Raw genomic sequence first — 26,996 nt, 5'->3', positions numbered from 1 at the left:
GGGCTACTCGACCGTGACCGACTTCGCGAGGTTGCGGGGCTGGTCGACGTCGAGACCCTTCGCCGTCGCGAGCCCCATCGCGAAGACGTGCAGCGGCACGACGGCGAGGATCGGCTCGAACAGCGGCGAGGCCAGCGGCACGCGCAGCACCTCGTCGGCGAACGGCAGCACGGCGGCGTCGCCCTCCTCCGCGACCGCGATCACGCGGGCGCCGCGCGCGCGGATCTCCTCGATGTTCGAGATGACCTTGGCGTGCAGCGTGGCGGCGCCGCGCGGCGACGGCACCATGACGAACACGGGCTGCCCCGGCTCGATGAGCGCGATGGGGCCGTGCTTCAGCTCGCCGGCCGCGAACCCCTCGGCGTGGATGTACGACAGCTCCTTGAGCTTGAGCGCACCCTCGAGCGCGATCGGGTATCCGACGTGACGGCCGAGGAAGAGTACCGACCGCGTGTCCGACATCCAGCGCGAGAGCTGCTCGATGCGCTCCTGCTCGTTCTCGAGGATCCACTGGATCTTCTCCGGCAGCGCCTCGAGCTCGCGGATGCTCGCGGCCGCGACCGCGGGCGACAGCGCACCGCGCACGCGGCCGACGTGGAGGGCGAGCAGGTAGAGCGCCGTGATCTGCGCGACGAACGCCTTCGTCGACGCGACCGCGACCTCGGGGCCGGCGTGCGTGTAGACGATGGCGTCCGACTCGCGCGGGATGGTCGCCCCCTGCGTGTTGCAGATCGACAGCGTGCGCGCGCCGAGGCGCGCGGCCTCCTTGACCGCCATGAGCGTGTCCATCGTCTCGCCCGACTGGCTGATCGAGACGACCAGCGTGTCGGGCCCCACGATGGGGTCGCGGTAGCGGAACTCGTGCGCGAGCTCGACGTCGACCGGGATGCGCGCCCACTGCTCGATGGCGTACTTGCCGACCAGGCCCGCGTAGTAGGCCGTGCCGCACGCGAGGACGATGACGCGGCTCACCCCCTGGAAGAGGTCGTCGAGGCCGTCGAGCTCGGGGATGACGATCTCGCCGTCCTTGACGCGGCCGCGGATGGTGTTGGCGACGGCCTCCGGCTCCTCCGAGACCTCCTTCGCCATGAAGCTCGACCATCCGCCCTTGTCGGCGGCGGAGGCGTCCCACGAGACCTCGAAGGGCTCCACCGCCACCTCGCCGCCGTCGAAGTCGGTGACCTCCACGCCCGCCGGGGTGATGGCGACGATCTGGTCCTGTCCGATCGCGAGAGCGCGGCGGGTGTGCTCGACGAACGCGGCGACGTCCGAGCCGAGGAAGTTCTCCCCTTCGCCGAGCCCGATGACGAGCGGCGAGTTGCGTCGCGCGGCGACGACGAGGCCCGGGTGGTCCTCGTGCATCGCGAGCAGCGTGAACGCGCCCTCGAAGCGGCGGACCGCGGCGCGGAACGCGGCGGCGAGATCTCCGCCGGACGCCCGGTACTCGCGGCCGAGCAGGACGGCGGCGACCTCGGTGTCGGTCTGGCTGCGGAACACGTGCCCCTCGGCGACGAGCTCGGCCTTGAGATCCGCGAAGTTCTCGATGATGCCGTTGTGGATGACGGCGAGCCTGTCGTCGTCGGCCAGGTGCGGGTGCGCGTTGAGGTCGGTCGGGCCGCCGTGCGTGGCCCAGCGGGTGTGGCCGATGCCCGTCGTGCCCGCGGCGATCGGGCTCTCCGCGAGGGTCTCGCGCAGGCGGGCGAGCTTCCCCGCCTTCTTCCGCATGCCGAGGGCGCCGTCGCGGTCGATGACGGCGATGCCCGCGGAGTCGTAGCCCCGGTACTCGAGGCGGGCGAGGCCCGCGAGGAGGATGTCCTGGCTCTCACGAGGTCCGACGTATCCGACGATTCCGCACATGCGCTCAATCCTAGGATCGGCATCCTGTGAAGGGCACCAGGCGCCGCCGAGGGCCTCCACGCGGCCTCCGGGCGGGCGGGGAAGGAGCGCGGCGAGAGGCGCCGCACGACGACCCGACGCGGATGGCCGTGCCCCCTCCCGAGACACGCCACCGCGCTTCGGCTCGCTCCGCGCGTGAAGTGGCCGGAAAGGCCGCGGGGGTGCGGAGCACACCACGCCGTCGCCATCCCGGTCGTCGAGCAAGCGAGGAACGAGCGCGCCGAAACACCGCAAGACGAACCCGATCCGGGGCCGCGCCCCCTCCCGCGCGCTACGGGCGCGCGACGAGCACGGGCGCCTCGGAGCCGAGCACGACGCGCATCGCGGGCGTCGCGAGGACGAACCGCGCGGCACCCTCGCGCTGCCGCAGCCCGACGACGACGAGCGACGCGTCGCGGATGGCGGCGGAGATCGCCCCCGGCTCGTCCGGGTCGACGACGCGATCGGCGGCGGCGGTCGGGACGATGGCGGCCTGCACGACGACGAGGGGCATGCCGCGCTCGTCGGCGGCCGCGCGGCCGGCGGCGAGGGCGGCCCGTCCCTCCGCGCCTCCTGTGTCGACGACGACCACGGGCCCGGCCGCGGGGGTCACGGGCGCAGGGCCGGATCGCGCCGGCGCCGCAGCGCCGACTGGATGAGCGGCAGGACGACGACCACCACCGCGACGACGATGAGCACCCCTGAGATGGGCCGCGTGAGGAAGCCGGTCGGGTCGCCGTCGAAGAGCAGGAGCGCACGGCGGATGCTCGACTCCAGCAGCGACCCGAGCACGAACGCGAGCACGAGCGGCCCCGGCTCGAACCCGTACTTCTTCATGAGGTAGCCGATCGCGCCGAAGGCCACGACGAGGCCGACGTCGAAGATCGAGTTGTTGATCGTGTACGCGCCGACGAGGGTGATGAGCGCCGTGATCGGCGCGAGGATGGCCGCGCGCACGCGCAGGATGCGCACGAACAGCCCCACGAGCGGCAGCGACATGATGAGCAGCAGCACGTTGCCGATGTACATCGAGTTGACGACGCCCCAGAACAGGTCGGGATGCTGGTCGACGAGCTGCGGCCCTGGCGTGACCCCCTGGATGAGCAGGGCGCCGAACATGAGCGCCATGGTCGCGTTCGCGGGGATGCCGAGGGTGAGCAGCGGGATGAACGAGCTCGTCGCGGCCGCGTTGTTGGCGGTCTCGGGGCCCGCGATGCCCTCGACGGCCCCGTGTCCGAAGCGCGAGGGGTCCTTGGCGCGCTTCTTCTCGACGGCGTAGCCCGCCATGGAGGCGATCGTCGCGCCGCCGCCGGGGAGCAGTCCGAGCAGGAACCCCACGACCGACCCGCGGGCGAACGCGCCGGACGACTGACGCAGATCCGACCTGCTCGGCCACACGTTCGCGACGCGCGCGGGCGTCATCGTCTCGGCGCGGTGGCGCTCCTCGAGGCTGTAAAGGATCTCGCCGAGGCCGAACAGGCCCATCGCGATCGGCACGAAGTCGATGCCGTCGGCGAGCTGCAGGCTCTCGAAGGTGAAGCGCTCGGCGCCCGTGAACGGGTCGCGCCCCACGGTGGCGAGGAGGAGGCCGATGCCCGCCGCGATCACGGCCTTCAGCTTGGATCCGCTCGAGATCGTCGCGACGAGCAGGATGCCGAGCAGCGCGAGCGCGGCGTACTCGGCCGGGCCGAAGCTCAGCGCCCAGCCCGCGACGACGGGCGCGAACAGCGTCAGCCCCAGGATGGCGACGGTGCCGCCGATGAACGATCCGATCGCGGCGATGCCGAGGGCGGTGCCGGCGCGCCCGCGCTTGGCGAGCGCGTAGCCGTCGAACACGGTGACGACGGAGCTCGCCTCGCCGGGCAGCCGCAGCAGGACGGAGGTGATGGTGCCGCCGTACTGGGCGCCGTAGAAGATGCCGGCGAGCATGATGATCGCCGTGACGGGCTCGATCCCGTAGGTGAGCGGCAGCAGGATGGCGATGGTCGCCGCGGGGCCGAGCCCCGGCAGCACGCCCACGAGCATGCCGACGACGACGCCGATGAGGCAGTACAGCAGGTTGAGGGGCTCGAAGACGGTGGCGAAGCCGTCGAGCACGGGCTGGAGGTCCATGGTGTCGTCTGCCTCAGATCAGGTGCGGGATGGCGGTTCCGAGCGCGCCGACGAAGACGAGGTAGAACCCCGCGACGACGGCGACGGACGTGACGAGGGTGGTGAGCCAGCGCTCGTGCCCGAGCACGCGCAGCCAGAGCACGCAGAGGAGCAGCGACGGGATCTCGAAGCCGACGTGCGGCATCAGGGCGACGAGCGCGACGAGGCTCGCGAACCCCCACAGGGCCATCCACGATGCCCGGGTGAACGTCTCGCCGTCCCCGCCGCGGCGGCCGACGACGAGCTGCGCGGCCGACAGGACGAGCACGACGACGCCGACGGCGAGCGGCCACAGGCCCGGCCCCGGCTGCGCGGGGGTTCCCGTGCCGAGGACGATCGACAGCGCGATGGCGGCGGCGCCGACGGCGGCCGTCACGAGCGACGAGGCGAGGTTGGCGACGGGCCCGGCGGGAGGCGGGGTGTCGTCGATGGGGACGGGGGTGGTGTCCGTGGGCAGCGCTGCCTGCGGTTTCGTGATCGGCTGGTCTGCCATGAGACTGCCTCCTCGGGTTCGGATGAGCGGAAGCGGGCGACGCGGGGTCAGCCCGTGAGCGAGATGCCGTGCTCGTCGACGAGCGCCCGGTAGGTCTCGGCGAGCTCCGTCCACTCCTCGACGACCTCGGAGCCGGAGATCTCGCGCGGTGTGAGCAGGCTCGTCTCGTTGAACGAGGTGTAGGCGCCGGTCGCGAGCGCGTCGTCGATCGCCGCGACGAGGGCGGCCTGGACGTCGTCGGGCATGTCGGCGGGGCCGGCGATGGCGCGGTACTGCGCGACGGGCACGGTGTATCCGAGCTCGGCGGCCGTGGGGACGTCGGGCAGGAAGGCGTTTCGCTCCTGGGAGAACACGACGAGGGGCGTCACGGTGCCGGCGTCGATCTGCGGCTTCGCCTCGCCGAGCTGGATGGTCGACACCTGCACCTGGTCGCCCATGACCGCCGTGAGCGCCGGGGAGCCGGAATCGAACGGCACGGCCTCGCCCGTCACCCCGGCCTCCGCGAAGAGGATGGCCTGGGCGAGCTGCGAGCCCGTGCCGACGCCCGTCGTGCCGTAGTCGAGGTCGTCGGCCGCGATCAGGTCGTCGAGGCTCTCGAAGCCCGACGCCGTGCTGGCGACGAGCACGTAGTCGTCCTGCGACAGGCCCTTCAGCACCGTGAGGTCGTCGAGGTCGACGGCCTCGGCGGGGCTCACCGCGAGCGGCGTGATGGTGATGAGCGAGGCGTTGAGCAGCACGAGCTCGTAGCCGTCCGGCGAGGAGGCCGCGACCTCCTCCGTCGCGAGGGCGCCGTTGGCGCCCTCCTTGTTGAGCACGGGGACGGCGACGCCGAGCGACTCGGCCATCCCCTCGGCGACCGCGCGGGCCACGAGGTCGCTCGATCCGCCGGGAGCCTGCCCCACCGTGATCGTGACGGGACCGGTCGGGAAATCGCTGCTCCCCTCCATCCAGTGGAGGTTGCCGCCGCACGCCGTGAGGGCGAGGGCGGAGGCCGCGAGCGCGGCGACGCCGGCGAGGCGGGTGGCTTTCATGTCGGCTCTTCCTTCCGGGCAGGGCGACGTCGCGCTGCTCCTGTCCGTCGCACGGCCGTGTGGACGGGAGTTCAGACTAGGAACGACGATCCATGCACGTCCAAGCCCGAATCCGCATGGCGCGATACCCTGAGGGCATCATGTTCACGCTCGACCAGGTCCGCTGCTTCGTCACCGTGGCGGAGGAGCTCCACTTCGGACGCGCCGCCGAGCGCCTGCGGATGACGCAGCCTCCGCTGAGCCGGCAGATCCAGCGGCTCGAGGCGCTTCTCGGCGTCGTCCTGCTCGATCGCGACAACCGGAGGGTCGTGCTCACCGAGGCCGGACACGCGTTCCTCCGGGAGGCGAGAGAGATCCTCGCCGCCGTCGAGCGCGCCCCGGCGACCGCACGCGAGGTCGCGGCGGGACGCAGCGGCGTCGTGCGCATCGGCTTCACGGCCGCCTCGGGCTACAGCGTGCTCGGCCCCCTGCTCGCCGCCGTCTCGGAGGCGCTTCCGCACGTGCGCATCGAACTCGACGAGCTCGTCACCGGGCAGCAGAAGGACGCGCTGTCCGACGGCTCCCTCGACCTGGGGCTCGCGCGTCCGCCGTTCGATCCGGACCTGTTGGACTCCCGGCTCGTGCTCGCCGAGGACCTCGTGCTCGCGGTTCCCGCTGCCCACCCGCTCGCAGCGTCGGAGGCGCCGCCGATGCCGGAGGCGCTGCGCGCGGAGCCCCTCATCATGCACTCGGCGACGAAGGCCCGCTACTTCCACGATCTCGCCGTGCGCATGCTGCCCGTCGACCACGCCGGCGCCGTGCACGTCGTCAGCCAGATCGCCACGATGGTCGCGCTCGTCGCGGCCGGTCGCGGCATCGCGTTCGTCCCGGAGTCGGCACGGCTGCTCGGCATCGACGGCGTCGCATACCTCGACCTCGGGCCCTCCGCGCACGACGTCGTGCAACTGCACGCCATCTGGAACCGATCCAGCACGAACCCCGCCCTGCAGCGCTTCGTCGCCCTGCTGTCTTGATACCCACAGGGCATCGAATCATCCAGAAGTCGTCTTGGACAGGTATGGAGCACGCGTCCTAGCGTGGCGTTCAGACCCGTTCGATCCGACGTTGGAGAACTCGTGGCACGTTTCACCCCCGCCGAGCTGGCGGCGCACCTGAAGGACGGGCTGCTGTCCTTCCCCGTCACGGCATTCACCGCCGATCTCGCGTTCGACGAGGCGGCGTACCGGGCGCACGTCGAGTGGCAGTCGAGCTACGACGTCGCCGGCCTGTTCGCCGCCGGCGGCACGGGCGAGGGCTTCTCGCTCACCCCGGCCGAGTCGGCCGCCGTGGTGCGCGCCGCTGTGGAGTCCTCGCGCCCCGAGGTGCCCGTGCTCGCGTCGGCGGGCGGCGCGACCTGGCAGGCCGTGGCGAACGCGGAGGCCGCCGAGGCCGCGGGCGCCGAGGGACTGCTCGTGCTGCCGCCCTACCTCACCGAATGCGACCAGGAGGGCCTGGAGGCGCACGTCGACGCCATCGCCTCGGCGACCTCGCTGGCGATCATCGTCTACAACCGGGGGAACGCGATCTACTCGGCGGAGACGGTGGCGCGCCTCGCCGACCGGCACGAGAACTTCATCGGCTTCAAGGACGCGATCGGCGACATCGAGCACCTCGCGAAGGTGTATGCGCGCAACGGCGACCGCCTCTTCTACCTCGGCGGCCTGCCGACGGCCGAGACGTTCGCCCTGCCGCTGTTGCAGATGGGCATGAGCACGTACTCATCGGCGCTGTTCAACTTCGTCCCCGAGTTCGCGCTCGACTTCTACCGCGACGTGCGCGCGCAGGATCGCGCCGCCGTCACCGAGAAGCTCACCCGCTTCGTGCTGCCGTACCTCGAGATCCGCGACCGCGGGCGCGGCTACGGCGTCTCGATCGTGAAGGCGGGTCTGCGCGCCGTCGGGCGCGATGCCGGCCCCGTCCGCCCGCCGCTGCACGATCTGCGCAAGACCGAGTTCGCCGACCTGTCCGCCCTCATCGAGACCGCGGGCGTCGCCCCCGAGAGGATCGCCGCATGACCACGCTCACCGGACACTCCTTCATCGCCGGCGCACGCGTGCCGGGCACCGCCGGCACGACGCATGGCGTCTCACCCGCGACGGGCGAGCCGCTCGAGCCCCCCTACTCGCTGCTCGACGTCGCCCAGGTGGGCGCGGCGACGGCCGCGGCCGCCGAGGCCTTCCCCTCGTTCTCGGCGCTCGACCCCGAGACCCACGCGGCGTTCCTCGAGGGAGTGGCGGACCGTATCGACGCGCTCGGCGACGACCTCATCGAGCGCGCCGGGCTCGAGACGGGGCTGCCTGCGGCGCGACTGACGGGCGAGCGCGCCCGCACGACGAACCAGCTGCGCCTGTTCGCACAGGTCGTGCGCCAGGGCGACCACCGCGGCGTGCGCATCGACCCCGCCCTCCCCGACCGCGCTCCGCTGCCGCGCGTCGACATCCGCCAGCGCAAGGTGCCGCTCGGGCCCGTCGCCGTGTTCGGCGCCTCGAACTTCCCGCTCGCCTTCTCCACGGCGGGAGGGGACACCGCCTCGGCGCTCGCGGCGGGCTGCCCCGTCGTCTTCAAGGCGCACAACGCGCATCCCGGCACGAGCGAGCTCGTCGCGACGGCCATCGCCGACGCCATCGCCGAGCACGGTCTGCACCCCGGCGTGTTCTCGCTCGTCTACGGCCCCGGCGCAGCGGTCGGGCAGGCGCTCGTCGCCGATCCCGCCATCCAGGCGGTGGGCTTCACGGGCTCGCGCGGCGGCGGCCTCTCGATCGTGCGCACGGCGCAGGAGCGCCCCGTGCCGATCCCCGTCTACGCCGAGATGAGCTCGGTGAACCCGGTCTTCATCCTGCCGGGGGCGCTGGACGGCGACATCGACGCGCTCGCGTCGGCCTACGTCGCGAGCGTGACGGGGTCGAGCGGCCAGCTGTGCACGCAGCCGGGCGTCGTGTTCGTGCCGCGCGGCGAGGAGGGCGACCGCTTCCTCGCGGCGACGACGCGCATCGTCGACGACGCGAGCGGCCAGGTCATGCTGACCCCCGGCATCGCGCGCTCCTGGCGCGAGGGCGTCTCGACGCGGTCGGAGCGCGCCGACGTGCTCGCCCGAGGCGCGGAGGGCCCCGGCGCGAACGCGCCGGCCCCCGTCATCCACGGGGTGTCGTCCGAGGCGTTCCTCTCCGACGAGGTGCTGCAGGAGGAGATCTTCGGCGCGGCGTCGCTCGTCGTGCGCTACGGCTCGGCCGACGAGCTCGCCGCGGCGGCCGAGCGCCTGGAGGGGCAGCTGACCGCGACCATCCAGCTCGCCGATCGCGACCATCCGCTCGCGGCGGCCCTGCTGCCCGTGCTCGAGCGAAAGGCCGGGCGCATCCTCGCGAACGGATGGCCGACGGGCGTCGAGGTGGGGCACGCGATGGTGCACGGCGGGCCGTTCCCCGCCACGAGCGACTCGCGCACGACGAGCGTCGGCACGCTCGCGATCGACCGTTTCCTGCGCCCCGTCGCGTATCAGAACCTGCCCGACGCGCTGCTGCCCGCGGCGCTCCGCGACGCCAACCCGTGGCACCTCACGCGCCGCGTCGACGGCGTGCTCCAGCCGGGGAGCGCGGGATGACCGCGACCGTCGCCCGCGTCGAGGTCGTCCCGGTAGCCGGACACGACTCGATGCTGCTCAACCTGTCGGGGGCGCACGGTCCGTTCTTCACGCGGAACATCGCCATCCTCACCGACTCCGAGGGCCGCGAGGGGCTCGGCGAGGTGCCGGGCGGCGAGGCCATCCGCGCCACGATCGAGGAGGCGGGCGCGCTGCTCGTCGGAGCGCCGGTGGCGCGGTTCCGGTCGCTGCTGCGCGACATCGCCCGCCGGTTCGCCGGACGCGACGCCGGAGGGAGGGGACTGCAGACGTTCGACCTCCGCACGACCGTGCACGCCGTCACGGCTCTCGAGTCCGCCCTCCTCGATCTGCACGGCCAGGAGCTGGGCGTGCCCGTCGCGGAGCTCCTCGGCTCCGGCCAGCAGCGCGACGCCGTCCCCATGCTCGGCTACCTGTTCTTCGTCGGCGACCCCGACCGCACCGACCTGCCGTATCTGCGCGAGACGGCAGGAGCGGACGCCTGGGAGCGCGTGCGCCGGGAGGAGGCGATGACCGCCGACGCCGTCGTGCGGCTGGCGGAGGCGGCGCAGGAGCGCTACGGCTTCGCCGACTTCAAGCTCAAGGGCGGCGTGCTCGAGGGCGACGCGGAGGTCGACGTCGTCACGGCTCTCGCGGCGCGCTTCCCCGATGCGCGCATCACGCTCGACCCGAACGGCGGATGGCTGCTGGAGGACGCCGTGCGCCTCGGCGAGCGCCTGCGGGGCGTCGTCGCGTACGCGGAGGACCCGTGCGGCGCCGAGGGCCGCTTCTCCGGACGGGAGGTCATGGCGGAGTTCCGGCGGCGCACAGGGCTGCGCACGGCGACGAACATGATCGCGACCGACTGGCGCGAGATGGCGCACGCCGTGCGCGAGAACGCCGTCGACATCCCGCTCGCCGACCCGCACTTCTGGACCATGGCGGGGTCGGTGCGGGTCGCCGAGCTGTGCGCCGACTTCGACCTGACCTGGGGCTCGCACTCGAACAACCACTTCGACGTGTCGCTCGCGATGTTCACGCACGTCGGCGCGGCGGCTCCGGGCGAGATCACGGCGCTCGACACGCACTGGATCTGGCAGGACGGCCAGGAGCTCACGAGCGCTCCCCCGGCCATCCGGGATGGCGCGGTGCGCGTGCCCGACGCGGCCGGCCTCGGTGTCGCGATCGACCGCGACCGCCTCGCGGCTGCTCACGAGCTCTACCTCGAGCACGGCCTCGGGGCGCGCGACGACGCCGTCTCGATGCAGTACCTGGTCGAGGACTGGGCCTTCGATCCGAAGCGCCCGTGCCTCGTGCGCTGAGCATCCTCGTCGACGGGCGCCCCTCTCCGGAGGGGCGCCCGCTTGGTTGTTATACAGCTTTCTAATCTGTACGATGGATCTGCCCGACCACTCGACGAGGAGCCCCCGTGACCTACGTGCCCGACGCCATCCGCGCCATCCGCCTCTCGACCCTGCGCCTGCCGCTCTCCGTCCCGATCTCGGACGCCAAGGTGTTCACGGGCCGCCAGAAGCCCATGACGGAGGTCGTCTTCCTCCTGGCCGAGATCGAGACGGCCCAGGGCTTCGCGGGCCATGGCTTCAGCTACTCCAAGCGCGCGGGCGGCCCCGCCCAGTACGCGCACGCGCGGGAGGTCGCGGGCGTCGCGATCGGCGAGGACCCCAACGACATCCAGAAGCTGTACACGAAGCTGCTCTGGGCCGGCGCGTCGGTCGGCCGCTCGGGCGTCGCGACGCAGGCGCTCGCGGCCATCGACATCGCGCTGTACGACCTCAAGGCCAAGCGCGCGGGACTCCCGCTGTCGAAGCTGCTCGGTGCGCATCGCGACTCGGTGCGCACCTACAACACTTCCGGCGGCTTCCTGAACGCCTCGATCGACGAGGTGGGCGAGCGCGCGTCGCAGTCGATCGAGGAGGGCATCGGCGGCATCAAGATCAAGGTGGGGCTGCCCGACACCGCGGAGGACCTTCGCCGCGTGCGCGCCGTCCGCGACCACATCGGCGACGTCGTGCCGCTCATGGTCGACGCGAACCAGCAGTGGGATCGCGCCACGGCGCTGCGGATGGGCCGCCGCCTCGAGGAGTTCGACCTCGTCTGGATCGAGGAGCCCCTCGACGCGTACGACGCGGAGGGGCACGCCGACCTGGCCCGCGCTCTCGAAACCCCGATCGCCACGGGCGAGATGCTCGCCTCCGTCGCCGAGCACGAGCGCCTCATCGCGGCGCGGTCGTGCGACATCATCCAGCCCGACGCCCCGCGCGTGGGCGGCATCACGCCGTTCCTGCGGCTCATGACGTTCGCCGACCAGGCGGGCCTCGACCTCGCACCGCACTTCGCGATGGAGATCCACCTGCACCTGGCGGCGTGCTACCCGCGGGAGCCGTGGGTCGAGCACTTCGACTGGCTCGACCCGCTCTTCGAGGAGCGTCTCGAGACCCTCGACGGCCGCATGATCGTGCCGGACCGCCCTGGCCTGGGCTTCACGTTCAGCGACCAGGCGCGGGCCTGGACGACCGACTCGGTCACGATCGGGGCATGAGCCCGTCGGGGCGTGAACGCCTCGGGGCGTGAGCGCGTCGGGGCGTGAACGCCTCGGGGATGGGACGATGAGCGGATGACGACATCACGCGGCGAGGAGATCGCCCGTCTCATCGGAGAGCGCATCGTCGAGGGGGCCATCGCCGCGGGCGAGCGGCTGCCGAGCGAGAGCCGTCTGATGGACGAGTTCGGCGTCAGCCGCACGGTCGTCCGCGAGGCGCTGCAGCGCCTGCAGTCGCGCGGGCTCGTGCGCACCCGCGTAGGTTCGGGCAGCTACGCGCTGACCCCGCCCGCACCCCCGGCGGGCGGGGACGACTGGCTCGCCGCGCGGGACGCGGCGGAGCGCGCCGAGCTCCACGCCCTCCGCATCGCGATCGAGGCCGAGGCCGCCGCGCTCGCGGCGCGCGCGCCATCCGCCGCCGGCATCGCGATGATCGACGCGGCGCTCGCCGATCTCGCCGCGGCGACGCTGCCCTCCGCGACGGTCGAGGCCGACTTCGCGTTCCACCGCGCCGTCGCAGCCGCCTCGGGCAACCGCTACCTGCTGGCCGTGCTCGACCGCATCGGCGCTCGCGCGATCGTGCTGCCGTCCGCGCGGATCGCCGACGGCGAGCGCGACGCCGCTGATGCCGCGGCGGTGCTCGCCGAGCATGCGGCCGTGGCGACGGCCATCCGCCACGCCGACCCGCTGGCGGCGGCCGCCGCCATGCGCGCGCACCTCACGGCGTCGGCTGCGCGCCGCGCGAGCGGCTGAGCGCATCCCGAGCGCCATCCGCACCTCGCGGCGATCGGATGGCCCTGCCTACAGCTTGCGCAGCAGCACGCTCTCGACGGAGTGCGAGGCGCCCTTGTTGAGCACGAGCGTCGCGCGGTGCTTCGTGGGCGCGACGTTCTCGAGCAGGTTCGGCAGGTTGATGTCGCCCCAGATGCCGCGGGCCGTGCCGATGGCCTCCTCGTCGCTGAGGTGCTGGAAGACGTTGAAGTACGAAGACGGGTTCGAGAACGCGCCCTCGCGCAGTGCGAGGAACCTGTTCACGAACCACTGCTCGATGTGCGCGGCGTCGGCGTCGACGTAGATCGAGAAGTCGAACAGGTCGCTCACCGCGACGTCGTTGGGGGTGGGCGGCGGCTGAAGAACGTTGAGGCCCTCGATGATGAGCACGTCGGGCCGTCGCACGACGACCTGCGCATCCGGCATGATGTCGTACTTCATGTGCGAGTAGAAGGGCGCGCGCACCTCGGCCGCGCCGCTCTTCACCTTCGTGACGAAGTCGACGAGCGCGCGGCGGTCGTACGACTCCGGGAACCCCTTGCGCCCCATGATGCCGCGCCGTTCGAGCTCGGCGTTGGGATAGAGGAACCCGTCGGTGGTGACGAGCTCCACACGGGGGGTGTCGGGCCAGCGGCTGATGAGCTCGCGCAGGAGCCGCGCGACCGTCGACTTGCCCACCGCGACCGAGCCCGCGACGCCGATGACGAACGGCGTGGTGGGGTCGTCCTCCTGGAGGAACGCCGACACCTCCGCGCCGATGCGGCGCACGCCAGACGCCCAGATGCTGAGCGTGCGGCTGAGAGGCAGGTAGACGTCGCGCACCTCGGCGATGTCGAGGCGGTCGCCGAGACCCCGCAGCTGCACGACCTCGGTCTCGGTGAGGGGCTGGTCCACGCCCGCCGCCATGCGCGCCCAGTCCGAACGGGAGATCTCCCGGTACAGCGAGAGCGAAGCGGGGGCCGCGGTCGACGTCACCGTGACATCGTACCGGCGCAGACGGCGCGGGCTCGGATCGCGGGCGACCCGCCATCGCAGCAGGAGGTTCCTCTAGGGTGGAGGCGCTGCGACCCCCGAGGAGTACCGATGTCCGCCACCGCCACGCCCACCGTGCTCTTCGTCTGCGTGCACAACGCCGGCCGCTCGCAGATGGCCGCAGGATGGCTGCGGCACCTCGCGGGAGACCGGGTCGAGGTGCTCTCGGCGGGCTCCGCGCCCAAGGACGAGATCAACCCCGTCGCGGTCGAGGCGATGGCCGAGGTCGGCATCGACATCGCGGCGAACACGCCCAAGGTGCTGACGACGGAGGCGGTGAAGGCGTCCGACGCCGTCATCACGATGGGGTGCGGCGACGCCTGCCCCGTCTTCCCCGGGAAGCGCTACGAGGACTGGCAGCTCGACGACCCCGCGGGGCAGGGCATCGAAGCCGTGCGGCCGATCCGCGACGAGATCCGCGCCCGCGTGGAGGCCCTCCTGAAGGAGCTGCTCCCCACCGAGGGGTGACCTCTTCCCTCCGCTCACCGACGCATTCCCCTCCCTTCTCGCCCAGGTCGCAGTTCTCGGCCCGAAACGGCCGTTTCAGGACGGGAGCTGCGACCCGGGCGAGGCCGGATGCCGTTCAGGTCGCGGTTCGCGGCCCCGAACGGCGATTTCAGGGCGGTAACTGCGACCTGGGCAAGGGCGGATCTCCTCCAGGTCGCAGTTCTCGGCCCGAAACGGCCGCTTCAGGGCGGGAGCTGCGACCCGGGCGAGGCCGGATGCCGTTCAGGTCGCGGTTCGCGGCCGATAGCCTGTGTCCGTGCGCCTGGGAGTCCTCGACATCGGTTCGAATACCGTCCATCTGCTCGTCGCCGACGCACATCCGGGTGGACGCCCGCTCGCGACGACGAGCGAGAAGTCGGTGCTGCGGCTCATGCGCTATCTCGAAGACGACGGACGCATCTCCGACGAGGGTGTCGCGGCCATCGTCGACGCCGTCACGCGGGCGCGTGCCGTCGCCGAGCAGGAGGGCGTCGACGAGCTGCTCGCGACCGCGACCTCCGCCGTGCGGGAGGCGAAGAACGGGCCCGACGTCATCCTTCAGATCGAGGCGGCACTCGGGCAGCCGCTGCAGGTTCTCGGCGGCGAGCAGGAGGCGCGGTTCACCTTCCTCGCCGTGCGCCGCTGGTTCGGATGGTCGGCGGGTCAGATCCTGCTCTTCGACATCGGCGGCGGATCGCTCGAGATCGCCGGGGGAAGCGAGGAGCTGCCCGATCACGCCGAGTCGGTGCAGCTGGGCGCGGGGCGGATGACCATCGGCTTCCTGCCCGACGACCCGCCGGGCGACCACCAGGTCGACCGGCTCCGTGCGCATGCCGCGTCCGTCCTCGCACCCGTCGCGGAGCGGTTCAGCGCGCTCCCCCGCCCCGAGCACGTCGTCGGGTCGTCGAAGACCATCCGCTCCCTCGCGAAGCTCGCCGGCCATCCGCTGCCGGGATGGTCGGGCATCGAGCGGATGGTCCTCCGCCGCGAGTCGCTCGGCTCCTGGATTCCTGTGCTCGCGCGCATCCCCGCCAAGGCGCGACGCGAGCTCCCCGGGATCACCGCCGACCGCACGTTCCAGATCACGGCGGGAGCCGTCGTCCTGCACGAGGCGATGGCCGCGCTCGACGTCGAGGAGCTCGAGGTGTCGCCGTGGGCGCTGCGCGAGGGCGTGCTGCTGCGCTACATCGAGGATCTCGGCTGGTAGCCCCACCCGCCCGGCCGGGATTCCCCGCCGCGTCGCGGGCTACCGTGAGGGGGTGACCCGCTTCCCGAGCCGCGTGTACAGAGAAGGCGACGAGCCCGACCCGCGCTTCAGCCTCGCGAACGAGCGCACCTTCCTCGCGTGGCTGCGGACGGCCCTCGCGATGTACGCGGCCGCATTCGCGCTCGAGGCGCTCTCGATCCCGACGGCGACCGGATGGCGCGTGGCCGCCGCCGGCGTGTTCCTCGCGCTCGGCACGCTCTCGGCCCTGCAGGCCTGGTTCGGCTGGGCGCGCACGGAGACGTCGCTGCGCCTCGGGCGGCCGTTGCCGGGGCTCGCCGTGGGCGGGATGATCGTCGTCGGCGTGATCGCCGCGGTCGCCCTCGTCGCGATCGGGATGTTCGTGTGACGCAGGAGGTCTTCGACGCGGGGCTGCAGCCCGAGCGCACGCTGCTCGCCTGGCGCCGCACGTGCCTGTCATTCGGTCTCGCCAGCGTCGTCGCCATGCGCTTCACCGTCGAGGTCGTCGGCGCCGTCGCCGTGCTCGTCGGCGTGGTCGGCGCCGGTATCGCGGTCGCCGCCTACCTCGCCGCGGCGGCGGGGTACCGGCGCGCCCACCGCGATCTCCACGCCACGGGTGGGCTGCGCCGCAGCGGACGGCCGATGGCGCTCGCCACGCTCGCCGCGCTCCTGCTCGGCGCGGCGTGCGCTGCATACCTCCTGCTCAAGGCTCTGGAGGGCTGAGCGGGTGGGCGTCCGAGGCGCTCGGCTGCCCCTTGCACGCCTCGCCCTCGCGCCCCGCGCCCTTGCGGATGTCGCCAGTGCGCCCCTCGCCAGTGCGCCCTCCGCCACTCGCCAGTGCGGATGTCGACGTGCGCGCACCTCGCCAGTGCGGATGTCGACGTGGGGGGCTGTTCCCGCCAACATCCGCACTGGCGAAGCTACGCCGCGGCGCCAGCACGGCTGTCGCCCTCCACGCTCCTCGCCAGCGCGGATGTAGGGATGCGCGCTCCTCGCCAGTGCGGATGTGCACGTCAGAGGTCGTTCAGATCTACATCCGCACTGGCGAACGCCGCAAGGATCTACATCCGCACTGGCGAACGCGGGTGCTGGCGAACCCGGGTGCTGGCGAACCCGGGTGCTGGCGAACCCGGGTGAACGCGAACCCGGCTGAACGGGGAATCCGCCCCGCCTAAACCGCGCTCTCGATCCCGGGCAGAAGCTTCCCGAGAAGATGCGTCAGGGTCTCGCGCTCGTCATCCGAGAGCCGTTCCAGCACGAGCGCGCGGATCTGGGCGACGTGCGCCGGCGCGGCCCGCCGCACCATGTCGCGGCCGGCCTCGGTCAGAACGGCGGAGCCGGTGCGCTTGTCCGTCGAGCACGATGTGCGCTCGACCCATCCGCGCCGCGCCAGGGCATCCAGCGCGTGGCTCAGCCGCGACCGGCTGAGCCCGGCGATCCGGGCGATCTCGCCGAGCGTCGGCGGCGCCTCGGCGTCCTGGGCGAGAGTCACGAGGATGGCGTAGTGCGCATGGTTGATGCCGCCCTCCTCCCGCAAGGTGCGGTCGAGCGCTTGCGGGAGGAGCTGGACGAGGCGGATGAGCGGCAGCCAGCTCGCCATCTCGTCGTCCGAGAGGCGACGGTCGGTGCCCGATCGGGTCACGCCGCTGGCAGGTCGAGCGTGTGCGCCGTGTGATCGCGCTTGGCGCGCAGGTACCGCGCGTTCGCCGACGAGAGGTGCACGGCGGTCGGCACCCGCTCGACCACGGCGACGCCGAGGCGCTCGAGCTGAGCGGCCTTGTCGGGGTTGTTGCTGAGCAGGCGGATGGTGTCGGCTCCCACGGCGCGCAGCATCTGGGCGGCAGGGGTGTAGTCGCGCTCGTCCTCGCCGCGCCCGAGCGCGACGTTCGCCTCGTACGTGTCGAGGCCGGCGTCCTGCAGCGCGTACGCGTCGAGCTTGGCGTAGAGTCCGATGCCACGCCCCTCCTGACGCAGGTAGAGGAGGAAGCCGCCGTCCTCCGCGATGCGCTCCACCGCCTCGCGGAGCTGAGGGCCGCAGTCGCAGCGCTCCGACCCGAAGACGTCACCCGTCAGGCACTCGCTGTGGGGGCGGACGAGCGGGGCGTCGCCGCGCTCGAGCGCGCCGCGCCAGTCACCGAGGCCGAGCAGCAGGTGCTCCTTGCCGTCGACGAGGCCGTCGAACGTGAAGACGTCGGCGGTCGTCGTGTATCCGTCTGCGAAACGCAGCGGCACGACCACGCGCACGCGCTCCACGGCCTCGGTGTGGGCTGCGATAAGTGAAGTCTCAATCACATCGTCGTTCAACGTCGACGGGTGAGACGTATTCCCTGGGTCGTTCCGCACTCCGTCATCGTCCGTCACCGGCCGTGCGCATTTCGCGGGTTGACACCGGATGGCCGATGTGCGTTCAGCTGGATGGGATGCGCGCGATCACTCCTCTGCCGGCGTCTCCTCGGGGGTCGGCGTCTCGACCGGCGTCGTCTCCTCCGGCGCGGGGGTCTCGACGGGAGCGGTCTCCTCGGGAGCCGGGGTCTCCGACGGCGCCGGAGTCTCCGACGGCGCCTGCGTCTCGGAAGGCGCCGGCGTCTCTGACGGGGCCGGTGTCTCTGACGGGGCCGGCGTCTCCGACGGAGCCGGTGTCTCCACCGGCGCGGGCTGCTGCTCGTCCTCCTCCGCGCGCTGCTCGTCGTACGCGATCGCGAACCGCAGCTGATCGGCACGGAGGGCGGCCACGGCCGCGGTGTAGTCCGCGAGCGACGCCGCGAAGGCGGCCGGCTCGGCGGCGTCGGCGACCGTCTGGGCGGCATCCGACACCGCCGTGCGGAAGGCGACCGCGGCGTCGGGGTTCTCGGCGCCGACGGCCGCGGCGTGCGCGGTCATGGCGCCGCGGAGGGGGTCGAGCGCCGCGGCGAATGCCGACACCGTGTCATCCGCCGTTCCGGAGACCTGCGCGAGCTCCGCCATCCGGTCGTCGATCCCGGCCGTCGCCTCGTCCAGCGCGGCGAGGGCGTCGCTCAGCTCGTCGGATGACGCCGGCTCGACGACGGCGGGCACCAGGTCGTCTGCCGACGCGGGGATGGCCAGTTCCGTGAGCGCCGCGCGCGCCGATCCGCCCGCGTCGAGCGCCGCAGTCCGCAGCGCGTCGTCGAGGGCGCCGGCCGCGCCGTCGAGCGCCGCGACCGCATCGTCGACGACCGCGATATCGCTCGCGAGCGCATCAGCGGTCTCGTTCCGCGTCGCGTCATATGAGGCGGCGGCCTCCTCGACCCCCGTGCGCACCTCCGAGTACTCCGCCGTGTCGACCGCGGCGACGGCGGGCGGGGCGTCGTCGGCCCCCGACAGCGCGACGGCTGCGGTCACCCCGCCGACGAGCGCCACGGCGAGACCGGCCCCGGCCCACGCCATCCACGGCCGGATGCGCCGACGTCGCGTGCGCACCCGCAGCGCGGGAGCATCCGCGGCGCGGCCGCGCCGGTAGTGCCTCTCGAGATCCTCGGTGCCCATGGTCCTCCCCCTCGGCATCGCGGCTCCTACTGCCCCAGGCGCTCCTCGACGACGGCCGCGAGGGCGTCGGCATGGCGCTGGGCGGTCTCGGCGTCGGCCGCCTCGACCATGACGCGGACGAGCTGCTCGGTTCCCGAGGCGCGCAGCAGCACGCGTCCGGAGTCGCCGAGCTCCGTCTCGACGCGGCGGACCGTCTCCTGCACGACCTCGTCCGAGACGCGGTCCTTGTCGACGTCGCGCACGTTGACGAGCACCTGCGGGTAGACCGTCATGATCGACGCGAGCTCGGCGAGGCTCTTGCCCTGCCGCGCCATCTCCGACACGAGGTGCAGGCCCGTGAGCACTCCGTCGCCCGTCGTCGCATGCGCGCTCATGATGACGTGCCCCGACTGCTCGCCGCCGAGCGAGTAGCCGTGCGCGTTCATCTCCTCGAGCACGTAGCGGTCGCCCACCGACGTGGTCTTGACGGCGATGCCGTGCTCGCGCATGGCGACGTGCAGGCCGAGGTTGCTCATGACGGTCGCGACGAGGGTGTCGTCCGCGAGCAGCCCGCGCTCCTGCATCGACACGGCGAGGATGGCCATGATCTGGTCGCCGTCGATCGGCGTCCCGTCGGCCGTCACGGCGAGGCACCGGTCGGCGTCGCCGTCGTGGGCGATCCCGACGTCCGCGCCGTGCGCCAGCACGGCCTCCGCGAGCTTGTCGATGTGCGTGGAGCCGACGCCGTCGTTGATGTTGAGCCCGTCGGGGTCTGCGCCGATGACGGTGACGCGCGCACCGGCATCCTTGAACACCTCGGGCGAGACGCCGGAGGCCGCTCCGTGCGCGCAGTCGAGCACGACGTGGATGCCGTCGAGCCGAGCGGGCAGCGAGCCGAGCAGGTGCAGGACGTAGCGGTCCTCGGCGTCGGAGAAGCGGCGGATGCGCCCCACGTCGCCGCCCGTGGGCAGCAGCTTGTCGCGGGTCATGTACCGCTCGATGCGCTCCTCGACGACATCGGGCAGCTTGACGCCGCCGCGCGCGAAGATCTTGATGCCGTTGTCTGCGGCGGGGTTGTGCGACGCCGACACCATCACGCCGAAGTCGGCGTCGCGGTCGGCGATGAGGAAGGCGAGCGCGGGGGTCGGGATGACGCCCGCGTCGTACACGTCGACGCCCGACGCGGCGAGCCCGGCGGCGACAGCGGCGCTCAGGAACTCGCCCGAGATGCGCGGATCACGGGCGATCACCGCGGAGGTGCGCCGGCCTGCGGCCCGTCGCGCCTCCGCGGAACGCCCCTGGCCCAGGACGACGGCGGTCGCCTGGGCCAGGGAGAGTGCGAGGTCGGCGGTGAGGGCTCCGTTCGCGAGCCCCCGCACGCCGTCCGTGCCGAAAAGCGGCATGGAGTGGATCTCGCCTTAGCGCTTCGAGAACTGCGAAGCCTTGCGGGCCTTCTTGAGACCGGCCTTCTTGCGCTCGATGACGCGGGCGTCGCGCGTGAGGAAGCCGGCCTTCTTGAGGGTCGGGCGGTTGTTCTCGCGGTCGACCTCGTTGAGCGCACGCGCGATGGCGAGACGCAGAGCGCCGGCCTGGCCCGAGGGGCCGCCGCCGCTGATGCGCGCGATCACGTCGTACGCGCCACCCAGGTTGAGAATGGTGAACGGGTCGGTGATGAGCTGCTGGTGCAGCTTGTTCGGGAAGTAGTCCTCGAGCGTGCGGCCGTTGACCGTGAACGAGCCGGCGCCGGGGATGATGCGCACGCGGGCGATGGCCTGCTTGCGACGGCCCACTGCCGCGCCGGGGACGCTCACAACGGGACGCTCGGCCACGACGACGTCGCTGGCCGGGGTCTCGGTCGAGAAGTTCTGGAAGTCTTCGGTTTCGATTTCGTTCGCCACGATGAAGTCCTTACGGGAGCCGCTTACTGGGCGACCTGGTCGAGGGTGTACGTCTTGGGCTGCTGAGCGGCGTGCGGGTGCTCGGCACCGGTGTACACCTTCAGCTTCGCGAGCTGCTCACGACCAAGCGAGTTCTTGGGGAGCATGCCGCGGATGGCCTTCTCGACAGCGCGGACCGGGTTCTTCTCGAGGAGCTCGGCGTACGTGACGGCCTTGAGCCCGCCCGGGTAGCCCGAGTGGCGGTAGGCCTTCTTCTGCTGGAGCTTCTGACCGGTGAGCGCGACCTTGTCGGCGTTCACGATGATGACGAAGTCGCCCATGTCCATGTGGGGGGCGAACGTCGCCTTGTGCTTGCCGCGGAGGAGCGCGGCGGCGTGCGAGGCGAGGCGGCCGAGGACGACGTCGGTGGCGTCGATCACGAGCCACTCGCGCTGGGCTTCACCGGCCTTCGGGCTGTAAGTGCGCGTCACAGTAGTGCTGCTTTCTGTTCGAACGGAGACGTTCGTGAATCCCGCTCCAGACGGTTTGGACGGTCGATGCCGGCCAGCACACGCGGTGGAGGGCTCACGTTCGCGGCACCCGGTACGGGCACCAAGGGTCAAGCTTAGACGATCCCGCCCCGGATGGCGAATGCGGGCGCCATCGTACCGGTCGCCCATGCGGATGCCCGCGCGACCGTGCCCCTTCGCCAGTGCGGATGAAGGCGAAACGCCGGCTTCATCCCGACATCCGCACTGGCGACTGGTGACCAGGCCGACATCCGCACTGGCGAAGGCGAGGTCTCAGCCCTTCCAGGTGTCGTAGAAGTACGGGCGCCCCACCGCGTTGGTCGTGAGCCCGTGCACCTGCTCGCCTGTGACGTAGACCTGGTAGTTGTCGACGAGCGGCACCGTGTACGCCTCCGACACCGTCGTCTCCTGCAGGATGCGCAGGGCCTCGTCGCGCTCCGCCGTCGACGCCGTCGTCTGCGCGACGTCCGCGAGCAGGGGCTCGAGCACGTCGCTCGTCAGCTTGAACTGGTTGGTCGCGTCGACACCCCAGTACTGGCGCAGCGTCGCGGGGTCGAGGAACGTGTTCGCCGTCGGGATGAGCGGCGTCTCGGCGCTCGCGAAGATCTCGCCGTACGTGCTCGCGTCGGTCTGCGTGATCTCGAGGTCGACGCCGATCTCCCGCAGCTGCTGCGCGATGAGCTCGAGCAGCTGCGGCGTCGTGTTGAGGTTGGGCGAGGTGTAGCCGGGCAGCACGAGCCGCTCGCCGTCCTTCTCGCGGATGCCGTCGGCGCCTTCCTCCCAGCCGGCGTCCTCGAGCAGGTGCGCCGCGCCATCCGGGTCGTAGGCGAGCTGCTCGCTCAGATCGACCCACCCCGGCGATGCCTGCTGGATGGACGACGTCGCGGGCTTCCACGCCGCGTTGTAGACGGTGTCGACGAGCTCCTGCCGGTCGATGCCGATCTGCAGGGCCTGGCGGACGCGCTCATCCGAGAGGATGGCCGTCTCCGGCCGCAGCACGAAGTTGATCGGGGTGCCGAAGTACGGCGCGTGCACGACGTTCCAGCCGTCGGCCTCGAGCCGCTCCTCCTCGCTCGGCTGCACGTAGTGGAGCGAGTCGATCTGGTTCGATTCGAGCGCACCGAGACGCGCGCCGTCCTCGGAGAGCACCGTGAAGGTGATGCCGTCGAGATACGCCGCCCCCTCGTGCTCGAACGCGTCGCTCGCCCAGTCGTAGTCGTCGCGGCGGACGAGGTCGATGCTCCGCTCGGCCTCCTCCGATTCGAAGACGAAGGGACCCGTGCCCACGACGTTGGCGATATCGGACTGTCCTTCGAGCGGGAGGTCGAGCGTCGCGTCGCCGAGGATGCCCGCGGCGAAGAACCCGAGGCTCGGCAGGAACCCGCCGTTGGGGCTCGAGAGCGTCACCTCGACGGTGAGGGCGTCGACCGCTTCGGCGGCGACGTACTCCAGCGGGATCATGGGCGACCGGGCGATGCCCTGATCGACGTCGCCGAGCCCGAGCACGTCGAGGTTGCGGGCGACGGTCTCGGCGGTGAGCGCCGTGCCGTCCGAGAACGTCACGTCGTCGCGCAGATGGAAGGTGTAGACGAGGCCGTCGTCGCTCTGCTCCCATGACTCGGCGAGCCACGGGTGCACCGTGCCGTCGGCGTCGACGTAGACGAGGGTCTCGACGAGCTGCGCCCACACCTGGCTCTTGTACCAGTTGTTGGCGGCCTGCTGCTGCCATCCGGCATCGAGCGCCGGCAGGGCGTGCACGAGGGTGCCGCCCGACACGGGCTCGGTCGACGAGCCTTCGGCGGGGGCGGCCGACGCAGCGCAGCCGCTGAGGAGCAGGGCGCCCGCGGCGAGCGCGGCCGCGAACGTGCGGGAACGTGTGAGGGTCATGGGGTCCGTCCTGGTGGGGGATGGCGCGGGAGGGTGCTGTGTGCGCCCCGCGATGCTCCCGGATGGGCGGGGCGGGCAGGACGGGGTCGGTAACGTCGCGCAATGCACCGTCACGCGGCGTCGCGCGGCGTGCATGGAAGACTCGGATGCACGGCGCCGGCTCCACGCGGCGCCGCGGAAGGATCCCCATGCCCGAGCCGAAGAAGCTCATCGTCAACCTGTTCGAGATGAACACGCCGGGTCACATCAGCCACGGGCTGTGGCGTCTGCCCGAGAACAACCGGGAGCGGTTCAACGACCTCGACTACTGGGTGGAGCTGGCGCAGCTGCTCGAGCACGGCGGCTTCGACGGGATCTTCCTCGCCGATGTCGTCGGGGCCTACGACGTGTTCCGCGGGGGCATCGAGACGGCGCTGCGCGAGGGCGTGCAGATTCCGGGCAACGACCCTCTGCTCGTCGTCCCCGCGATGGCGGCCGTGACGAAGCGGCTCGGCTTCGGCGTCACGTTCTCGACGACGTACGAGCCGCCCTTCGCGTTCGCGCGGCGGATGTCGACGCTCGACCACCTGACGAAGGGCCGCGTCGGCTGGAACATCGTCACGTCGTATCTGCCGAACGCGGCGCAGAACTTCGGCTTGGACGGGGAGATCCCGAAGGACCGCCGCTACGCCATGGCCGACGAGTACCTCGATGTGCTGTACAAGCTGTGGGAGGGGTCGTGGGACGACGACGCGGTCGTCGTCGATCGCGAGCGCGGCGTCTACACCGATCCGTCGAAGGTGCGCTACATCGACCACGTCGGCGAGACGTTCCGCGTGAAGGGGCCGCACCTGTCGCAGCCGTCGCCGCAGCGCACGCCCGTGCTCTACCAGGCGACGGGGTCGCCTGCGGGGATGGCCATGGCCGGCAAGCACGCCGAGGTCGTCTTCACGGGCGGCCGCACCCTGGAGGACTTCCAGCGGAACGCGCGCGCGATGCAGGACGCGGCCGTGCAGCAGGGCCGCGCCGCCGACGACCTGAAGTTCATCGTGCAGGCCGGCGTCATCGTCGGCCGGACCGAGGACGAGGCAGCCGACAAGCTGCGTGCGACGAGGGAGCTGCGGAGCGTCGAGGGGATCCTCGCGCATCTCAGCGTGCCGGTCGACCTGCTCGCCTACCCGCGCGAGACGCCCATGGCCGACGTGACCGCCGAGACCGGCTTCACGCTGCCGTTCGCGGCCCCCACCGTGGGCGAGACGGTCGACCGCATCGTGGAGTCGCGGGAGGACCGGTTCTTCGTCGCGGGCACGCCGTCGGTCGTCGCCGACGAGATCGAGACGTGGCTCGACGTCGCGGGCATCGACGGCATCAACCTGCGCCAGTACCACTCGTTCGGGACCGCGCGCGATTTCGCCGAGCTCGTGATGCCGGAGCTGCGTCGCCGCGGTCGCCTGCGTGAGGACGGGGAGCCGACGACGCTGCGGGAGCGCCTGTTCGGCCGGGGCGACCGCCTTCCGGACGGCCATTGGGGCGCAAGGTACCGCGGGGGTGCGCACCTCGGCTGAGCGCGTTCGCGTCGACGCGGGCGTCGCCGAAGATGTGATCTTCGTTTCGCCGGATGTCACAGAACGGAAATTCCGATACGGCAGTATCCGGGTACCCGGTATTACTCCGATATTCTGACCGGGTGCTGCGCGCCGACCGGCGATCCCGACGACGCACATCACCCCGACGACGCATTGCTCCGACCATCCTCCGGCGCGATGCGATCGTCTGCTTCACCCTCCGCTCTTCCGTCTCTCCCCCAAGGCGGCCCCATGCCCGTGGAGCAGTTCCTCCCTTCGACCTCCCCCGCGACAGCCCTGGCCTCCTCCGGCGACCTGTCGGCCGTGCGCGTCGCCACCGCCCCCGTGGCGACGGTCGCGAAGAAGATCCCGGCACGCCGGTCGTGGCAGCGCGCCTATGCGAGGCGCCTCCTCGTCACGGATGCGCTCGTCATCGTGATCACGACCGTCGCGGTGCAGCTGCTCTCGCCGTACGGACCGACGCTCGACGACGTCAGCCGCCTCATCCCCGGCGTCGACGGGCTCTTCACGACCTTCACCCTCGGTCTGACGCTGCTGTGGCTCTCAGCCCTCGCGTTCAGCGACTCGCGCAGCCCCCGCATCGTCGGACAGGGGCTCGAGGAGTATCGCAGGCTCACGAGCGCGAGCGTCTCGCTCTTCGGCCTGCTCGCGATCGCGTGCCTGCCGCTCGGCCTCGACCTGCAGGGCGGCTATCTGCTGCTGTCGCTGCCGATCGGCGTCGCCGCGCTGATCGCCGAGCGGTTCGCGTGGCGGAAGTGGCTGCGCACTCAGCGGCGGCGAGGCGGCTATGTGTCGCGTGCGCTGCTCGTCGGGTCCGCCGCGTCGGTCGCGCAGGTGGCGGCGACGCTGCGCAGCAGTCCGTCGTCGGGGTACCGCGTCGTCGGCGCGTGCATCCCCACGGGCCGCATCGCCGACGTCGTCGCGGGTACCGACATCCCCGTCATGGGTTCGGTCGACTCCGTCGAACGCGCCCTCGCCTCCGTCCAGGCCGACACGGTCGTGGTGACGAGCACCGACGAGCTGCCCGCGGACAAGGTCAAGCGCATCTCGTGGGCGCTCGAGGCGGGGCGTCAGCACCTCGTCCTCGCGCCGAGCATCACCGACATCGCGGGGCCCCGCATCCACACCCGGCCCGTTGCGGGGCTGCCGCTCATCCATGTCGAGACGCCGCGCTTCTCGGCGGGTCAGCGCGTCGCGAAGCGGGCTCTCGACCTGTTCGGCAGCACGGTCGCCGTCCTGATCTTCAGCCCGGTGATGCTCTTCGTCGCCGCGAGCGTGCGGCTCACCTCTCCCGGCCCGGTTCTCTTCCGTCAGACGCGTGTGGGGCGCGGCGGGCGCACCTTCGAGATGCTCAAGTTCCGCTCGATGGTGGTCGACGCCGAGGCGCGGCTGGAGACGCTGCGCACCCAGCAGGACCACGGCAACGCGGTGATGTTCAAGATGAAGGACGATCCGCGCGTCACCCCGGTCGGACGCTTCATGCGGCGTTTCAGCATCGACGAGCTCCCTCAGCTGTTCAATGTGATCGGCGGGAGCATGTCGCTCGTGGGGCCGCGTCCTCCGCTCCCGCGTGAGGTGGAGCAGTATGCGACGCACGTGCATCGCCGATTCCTCGTGAAGCCCGGCATCACGGGGCTGTGGCAGGTGTCGGGTCGGTCGACGCTGTCGTGGGAGGACACGGTGCGTCTCGATCTCTCCTATGTCGAGAACTGGAATCTCGTCGGCGACCTCATCATCATCGCGAAGACGGCGCGGGCTGCGCTCGCTCCCGGCGACACGGCGTCCTGAGGCGCCCGGGATGTCGTCGGCGAGACGGATGGCGCGGCTCGCGTCATCGACGTCAGTCGCGCCGTCTCGACATCCGTCGGATCTTGCTCGTCGTCTCGGCCGGCCCAACGCGCCGTTCCTTCCCCGGCTGCAGAGCGACCCGCTCCCCCTCCGGTTGTTGAGCCATCCGCTCTCTCCCCAGCCGCAGAGCCACCCGTTCCCCCTCCGGTCGTTGAGCCATCCGCTCTCTCCCCAGCCGCAGAGCCACCCGCTCCCCCTCCGGTCGTTGAGCGAGCGAAGCGAGACGAAACGCGCCGCCCCGCCTCTCCCGGCCAACCGGACGACCGTCCCCCAGCGACGTCACCCGGGCCTCGTTCCTGCGAGCGGCGCCTCACCCCGACCATCCGACGACCCGCTCCCCCTCCACTCGCAGAGCCACCCGCTCCCCCTCCACTCGCAGAGCCACCCGCTCCCCCTCCGACCGTTGAGCGAGCGAAGCGAGCTGAGACGCCCCACGCCGCCGTCACCGCACGCCATCCAGCCGCTCGGCATCGCGAGTCACACCGATGTCCCGCGCGCCGACATCCCGCGCGCCGGCGTCCCGCGCTCTCGCAGGCCTCGCCTCATCG

General features: G+C 71.8%; 25 protein-coding genes. 12 read left to right on the top strand and 13 right to left on the bottom strand.

Annotated features, from left to right (window positions below):
* Nucleotides 1-3: 3 nt before the first annotated feature.
* The 5 genes from glmS to ABD998_RS11870 form a co-directional block, all read right to left on the bottom strand.
* Nucleotides 4-1,857, bottom strand: a complete 1,854-nt coding sequence (gene glmS, locus ABD998_RS11890) for a glutamine--fructose-6-phosphate transaminase (isomerizing) (RefSeq protein ID WP_345439390.1) — start codon at nt 1,855-1,857, stop codon at nt 4-6.
* Nucleotides 1,858-2,167: 310 nt separating this feature from the next.
* Nucleotides 2,168-2,488, bottom strand: a complete 321-nt coding sequence (locus tag ABD998_RS11885) for a universal stress protein (RefSeq protein ID WP_345439388.1) — start codon at nt 2,486-2,488, stop codon at nt 2,168-2,170.
* Nucleotides 2,485-3,987 carry a tripartite tricarboxylate transporter permease gene (locus ABD998_RS11880; RefSeq protein WP_345439386.1) on the bottom strand — a complete coding sequence of 501 codons (1,503 nt, stop codon included), beginning with the start codon at nt 3,985-3,987 and terminating at the stop codon, nt 2,485-2,487. Before ABD998_RS11880 ends, ABD998_RS11885 begins: the two co-directional genes overlap by 4 nt.
* 13 nt (nt 3,988-4,000) lie before the next feature.
* Nucleotides 4,001-4,519, bottom strand: a complete 519-nt coding sequence (locus ABD998_RS11875) for a tripartite tricarboxylate transporter TctB family protein (RefSeq protein ID WP_345439384.1) — start codon at nt 4,517-4,519, stop codon at nt 4,001-4,003.
* 47 nt (nt 4,520-4,566) lie between these two features.
* Complete coding sequence (locus ABD998_RS11870) at nt 4,567-5,550, bottom strand: tripartite tricarboxylate transporter substrate binding protein (RefSeq protein ID WP_345439382.1); 984 nt, start codon at nt 5,548-5,550, stop codon at nt 4,567-4,569.
* A gap of 140 nt (nt 5,551-5,690) precedes the next feature.
* On the opposite strand from ABD998_RS11870, the gene ABD998_RS11865 reads away from it, so the two are divergent.
* The 6 genes from ABD998_RS11865 to ABD998_RS11840 all read left to right on the top strand — a co-directional run bounded on the left by ABD998_RS11865 (nt 5,691) and on the right by ABD998_RS11840 (nt 12,497).
* Nucleotides 5,691-6,563, top strand: coding sequence for a LysR substrate-binding domain-containing protein (locus ABD998_RS11865; protein WP_345439875.1), 873 nt, complete (start codon nt 5,691-5,693; stop codon nt 6,561-6,563).
* A 102-nt stretch (nt 6,564-6,665) separates the two neighbouring features.
* On the top strand, nt 6,666-7,604 hold the full coding sequence (gene kdgD, locus ABD998_RS11860; protein WP_345439380.1) for a 5-dehydro-4-deoxyglucarate dehydratase: 939 nt from the start codon (nt 6,666-6,668) through the stop codon (nt 7,602-7,604).
* The gene (locus ABD998_RS11855) at nt 7,601-9,187 is read left to right on the top strand and encodes an aldehyde dehydrogenase (NADP(+)) (RefSeq protein ID WP_345439378.1); all 1,587 of its coding nucleotides are present in this window, start codon (nt 7,601-7,603) and stop codon (nt 9,185-9,187) included. Before kdgD ends, ABD998_RS11855 begins: the two co-directional genes overlap by 4 nt.
* Nucleotides 9,184-10,506 carry an enolase C-terminal domain-like protein gene (locus ABD998_RS11850; RefSeq protein ID WP_345439376.1) on the top strand — a complete coding sequence of 441 codons (1,323 nt, stop codon included), beginning with the start codon at nt 9,184-9,186 and terminating at the stop codon, nt 10,504-10,506. Before ABD998_RS11855 ends, ABD998_RS11850 begins: the two co-directional genes overlap by 4 nt.
* A 107-nt stretch (nt 10,507-10,613) precedes the next feature.
* Complete coding sequence (locus tag ABD998_RS11845) at nt 10,614-11,744, top strand: L-talarate/galactarate dehydratase (RefSeq protein WP_345439374.1); 1,131 nt, start codon at nt 10,614-10,616, stop codon at nt 11,742-11,744.
* A 75-nt stretch (nt 11,745-11,819) separates the two neighbouring features.
* On the top strand, nt 11,820-12,497 hold the full coding sequence (locus ABD998_RS11840) for a FadR/GntR family transcriptional regulator (protein ID WP_345439372.1): 678 nt from the start codon (nt 11,820-11,822) through the stop codon (nt 12,495-12,497).
* Between the two features lie 48 nt (nt 12,498-12,545).
* On the opposite strand, the gene coaA is transcribed toward ABD998_RS11840, so the two are convergent.
* Entirely contained in the window at nt 12,546-13,490 is a 945-nt protein-coding gene (coaA, locus tag ABD998_RS11835) for a type I pantothenate kinase (protein WP_345439370.1), read from the bottom strand.
* Between the two features lie 108 nt (nt 13,491-13,598).
* On the opposite strand from coaA, the gene ABD998_RS11830 reads away from it, so the two are divergent.
* The 4 genes from ABD998_RS11830 (at nt 13,599) to ABD998_RS11815 (ending at nt 15,981) form a co-directional block, all read left to right on the top strand.
* Entirely contained in the window at nt 13,599-14,015 is a 417-nt protein-coding gene (locus ABD998_RS11830; protein ID WP_345439368.1) for an arsenate reductase ArsC, read from the top strand.
* A 295-nt stretch (nt 14,016-14,310) separates the two neighbouring features.
* A complete protein-coding gene (locus ABD998_RS11825; protein WP_345439366.1) occupies nt 14,311-15,240 on the top strand; it encodes a Ppx/GppA phosphatase family protein in 930 nt (309 codons plus the stop codon).
* A 52-nt stretch (nt 15,241-15,292) separates the two neighbouring features.
* Nucleotides 15,293-15,646 (top strand): YidH family protein, encoded by a 354-nt coding sequence (locus tag ABD998_RS11820; protein ID WP_345439364.1) that lies wholly within the window; start codon nt 15,293-15,295, stop codon nt 15,644-15,646.
* Nucleotides 15,643-15,981, top strand: a complete 339-nt coding sequence (locus ABD998_RS11815; RefSeq protein WP_345439362.1) for a DUF202 domain-containing protein — start codon at nt 15,643-15,645, stop codon at nt 15,979-15,981. The genes ABD998_RS11820 and ABD998_RS11815 overlap by 4 nt, the downstream gene beginning before the upstream one ends.
* 448 nt (nt 15,982-16,429) lie before the next feature.
* Here the strand turns inward: ABD998_RS11815 and ABD998_RS11810 are convergent, their stop codons facing one another.
* The 7 genes from ABD998_RS11810 to ABD998_RS11780 all read right to left on the bottom strand — a co-directional run bounded on the left by ABD998_RS11810 (nt 16,430) and on the right by ABD998_RS11780 (nt 23,035).
* Nucleotides 16,430-16,900, bottom strand: coding sequence for a MarR family winged helix-turn-helix transcriptional regulator (locus ABD998_RS11810; protein WP_345439360.1), 471 nt, complete (start codon nt 16,898-16,900; stop codon nt 16,430-16,432).
* Nucleotides 16,897-17,511 (bottom strand): GTP cyclohydrolase II, encoded by a 615-nt coding sequence (locus ABD998_RS11805; protein ID WP_345439358.1) that lies wholly within the window; start codon nt 17,509-17,511, stop codon nt 16,897-16,899. Before ABD998_RS11805 ends, ABD998_RS11810 begins: the two co-directional genes overlap by 4 nt.
* A gap of 177 nt (nt 17,512-17,688) precedes the next feature.
* Nucleotides 17,689-18,762, bottom strand: coding sequence for a superantigen-like protein SSL4 (locus ABD998_RS11800; protein ID WP_345439356.1), 1,074 nt, complete (start codon nt 18,760-18,762; stop codon nt 17,689-17,691).
* A 26-nt stretch (nt 18,763-18,788) separates the two neighbouring features.
* On the bottom strand, nt 18,789-20,144 hold the full coding sequence (gene glmM, locus ABD998_RS11795; RefSeq protein WP_345439354.1) for a phosphoglucosamine mutase: 1,356 nt from the start codon (nt 20,142-20,144) through the stop codon (nt 18,789-18,791).
* Nucleotides 20,145-20,159: 15 nt separating this feature from the next.
* Complete coding sequence (gene rpsI, locus ABD998_RS11790; protein ID WP_425562981.1) at nt 20,160-20,627, bottom strand: 30S ribosomal protein S9; 468 nt, start codon at nt 20,625-20,627, stop codon at nt 20,160-20,162.
* A gap of 35 nt (nt 20,628-20,662) precedes the next feature.
* Entirely contained in the window at nt 20,663-21,109 is a 447-nt protein-coding gene (gene rplM, locus ABD998_RS11785) for a 50S ribosomal protein L13 (RefSeq protein WP_345439350.1), read from the bottom strand.
* A 312-nt stretch (nt 21,110-21,421) separates the two neighbouring features.
* Nucleotides 21,422-23,035, bottom strand: a complete 1,614-nt coding sequence (locus tag ABD998_RS11780) for an ABC transporter substrate-binding protein (protein ID WP_345439348.1) — start codon at nt 23,033-23,035, stop codon at nt 21,422-21,424.
* Nucleotides 23,036-23,223: 188 nt separating this feature from the next.
* Between ABD998_RS11780 and ABD998_RS11775 the strand changes: the two genes are divergently transcribed.
* Both ABD998_RS11775 and ABD998_RS11770 read left to right on the top strand, forming a co-directional pair.
* Nucleotides 23,224-24,579 carry an NtaA/DmoA family FMN-dependent monooxygenase gene (locus tag ABD998_RS11775; RefSeq protein ID WP_345439346.1) on the top strand — a complete coding sequence of 452 codons (1,356 nt, stop codon included), beginning with the start codon at nt 23,224-23,226 and terminating at the stop codon, nt 24,577-24,579.
* A 252-nt stretch (nt 24,580-24,831) separates the two neighbouring features.
* Nucleotides 24,832-26,388 (top strand): sugar transferase, encoded by a 1,557-nt coding sequence (locus ABD998_RS11770; protein ID WP_345439344.1) that lies wholly within the window; start codon nt 24,832-24,834, stop codon nt 26,386-26,388.
* Nucleotides 26,389-26,996: the final 608 nt, after the last annotated feature.

It is taken from the genome of Microbacterium gilvum, assembly GCF_039543865.1.
Taxonomy (GTDB): domain Bacteria; phylum Actinomycetota; class Actinomycetes; order Actinomycetales; family Microbacteriaceae; genus Microbacterium; species Microbacterium gilvum.
The sequence above is the reverse complement of the archived record's forward strand: the minus strand, read 5'-3'. Positions and strand labels throughout refer to the sequence as shown.

What these genes read in the sequence shown, in the direction of transcription:
- ABD998_RS11830 (WP_345439368.1), top strand. Translation starts at nt 13,599, where the DNA reads ATGTCCGCCACCGCCACGCCCACCGTGCTCTTCGTCTGCGTGCACAAC.
- ABD998_RS11875 (WP_345439384.1), bottom strand. Translation starts at nt 4,519, where the DNA reads ATGGCAGACCAGCCGATCACGAAACCGCAGGCAGCGCTGCCCACGGAC.
- ABD998_RS11775 (WP_345439346.1), top strand. Translation starts at nt 23,224, where the DNA reads ATGCCCGAGCCGAAGAAGCTCATCGTCAACCTGTTCGAGATGAACACG.
- ABD998_RS11870 (WP_345439382.1), bottom strand. Translation starts at nt 5,550, where the DNA reads ATGAAAGCCACCCGCCTCGCCGGCGTCGCCGCGCTCGCGGCCTCCGCC.
- ABD998_RS11855 (WP_345439378.1), top strand. Translation starts at nt 7,601, where the DNA reads ATGACCACGCTCACCGGACACTCCTTCATCGCCGGCGCACGCGTGCCG.
- ABD998_RS11800 (WP_345439356.1), bottom strand. Translation starts at nt 18,762, where the DNA reads ATGGGCACCGAGGATCTCGAGAGGCACTACCGGCGCGGCCGCGCCGCG.
- ABD998_RS11880 (WP_345439386.1), bottom strand. Translation starts at nt 3,987, where the DNA reads ATGGACCTCCAGCCCGTGCTCGACGGCTTCGCCACCGTCTTCGAGCCC.
- ABD998_RS11850 (WP_345439376.1), top strand. Translation starts at nt 9,184, where the DNA reads ATGACCGCGACCGTCGCCCGCGTCGAGGTCGTCCCGGTAGCCGGACAC.
- glmM (WP_345439354.1), bottom strand. Translation starts at nt 20,144, where the DNA reads ATGCCGCTTTTCGGCACGGACGGCGTGCGGGGGCTCGCGAACGGAGCC.
- ABD998_RS11780 (WP_345439348.1), bottom strand. Translation starts at nt 23,035, where the DNA reads ATGACCCTCACACGTTCCCGCACGTTCGCGGCCGCGCTCGCCGCGGGC.
- glmS (WP_345439390.1), bottom strand. Translation starts at nt 1,857, where the DNA reads ATGTGCGGAATCGTCGGATACGTCGGACCTCGTGAGAGCCAGGACATC.
- ABD998_RS11840 (WP_345439372.1), top strand. Translation starts at nt 11,820, where the DNA reads ATGACGACATCACGCGGCGAGGAGATCGCCCGTCTCATCGGAGAGCGC.
- ABD998_RS11770 (WP_345439344.1), top strand. Translation starts at nt 24,832, where the DNA reads ATGCCCGTGGAGCAGTTCCTCCCTTCGACCTCCCCCGCGACAGCCCTG.
- ABD998_RS11865 (WP_345439875.1), top strand. Translation starts at nt 5,691, where the DNA reads ATGTTCACGCTCGACCAGGTCCGCTGCTTCGTCACCGTGGCGGAGGAG.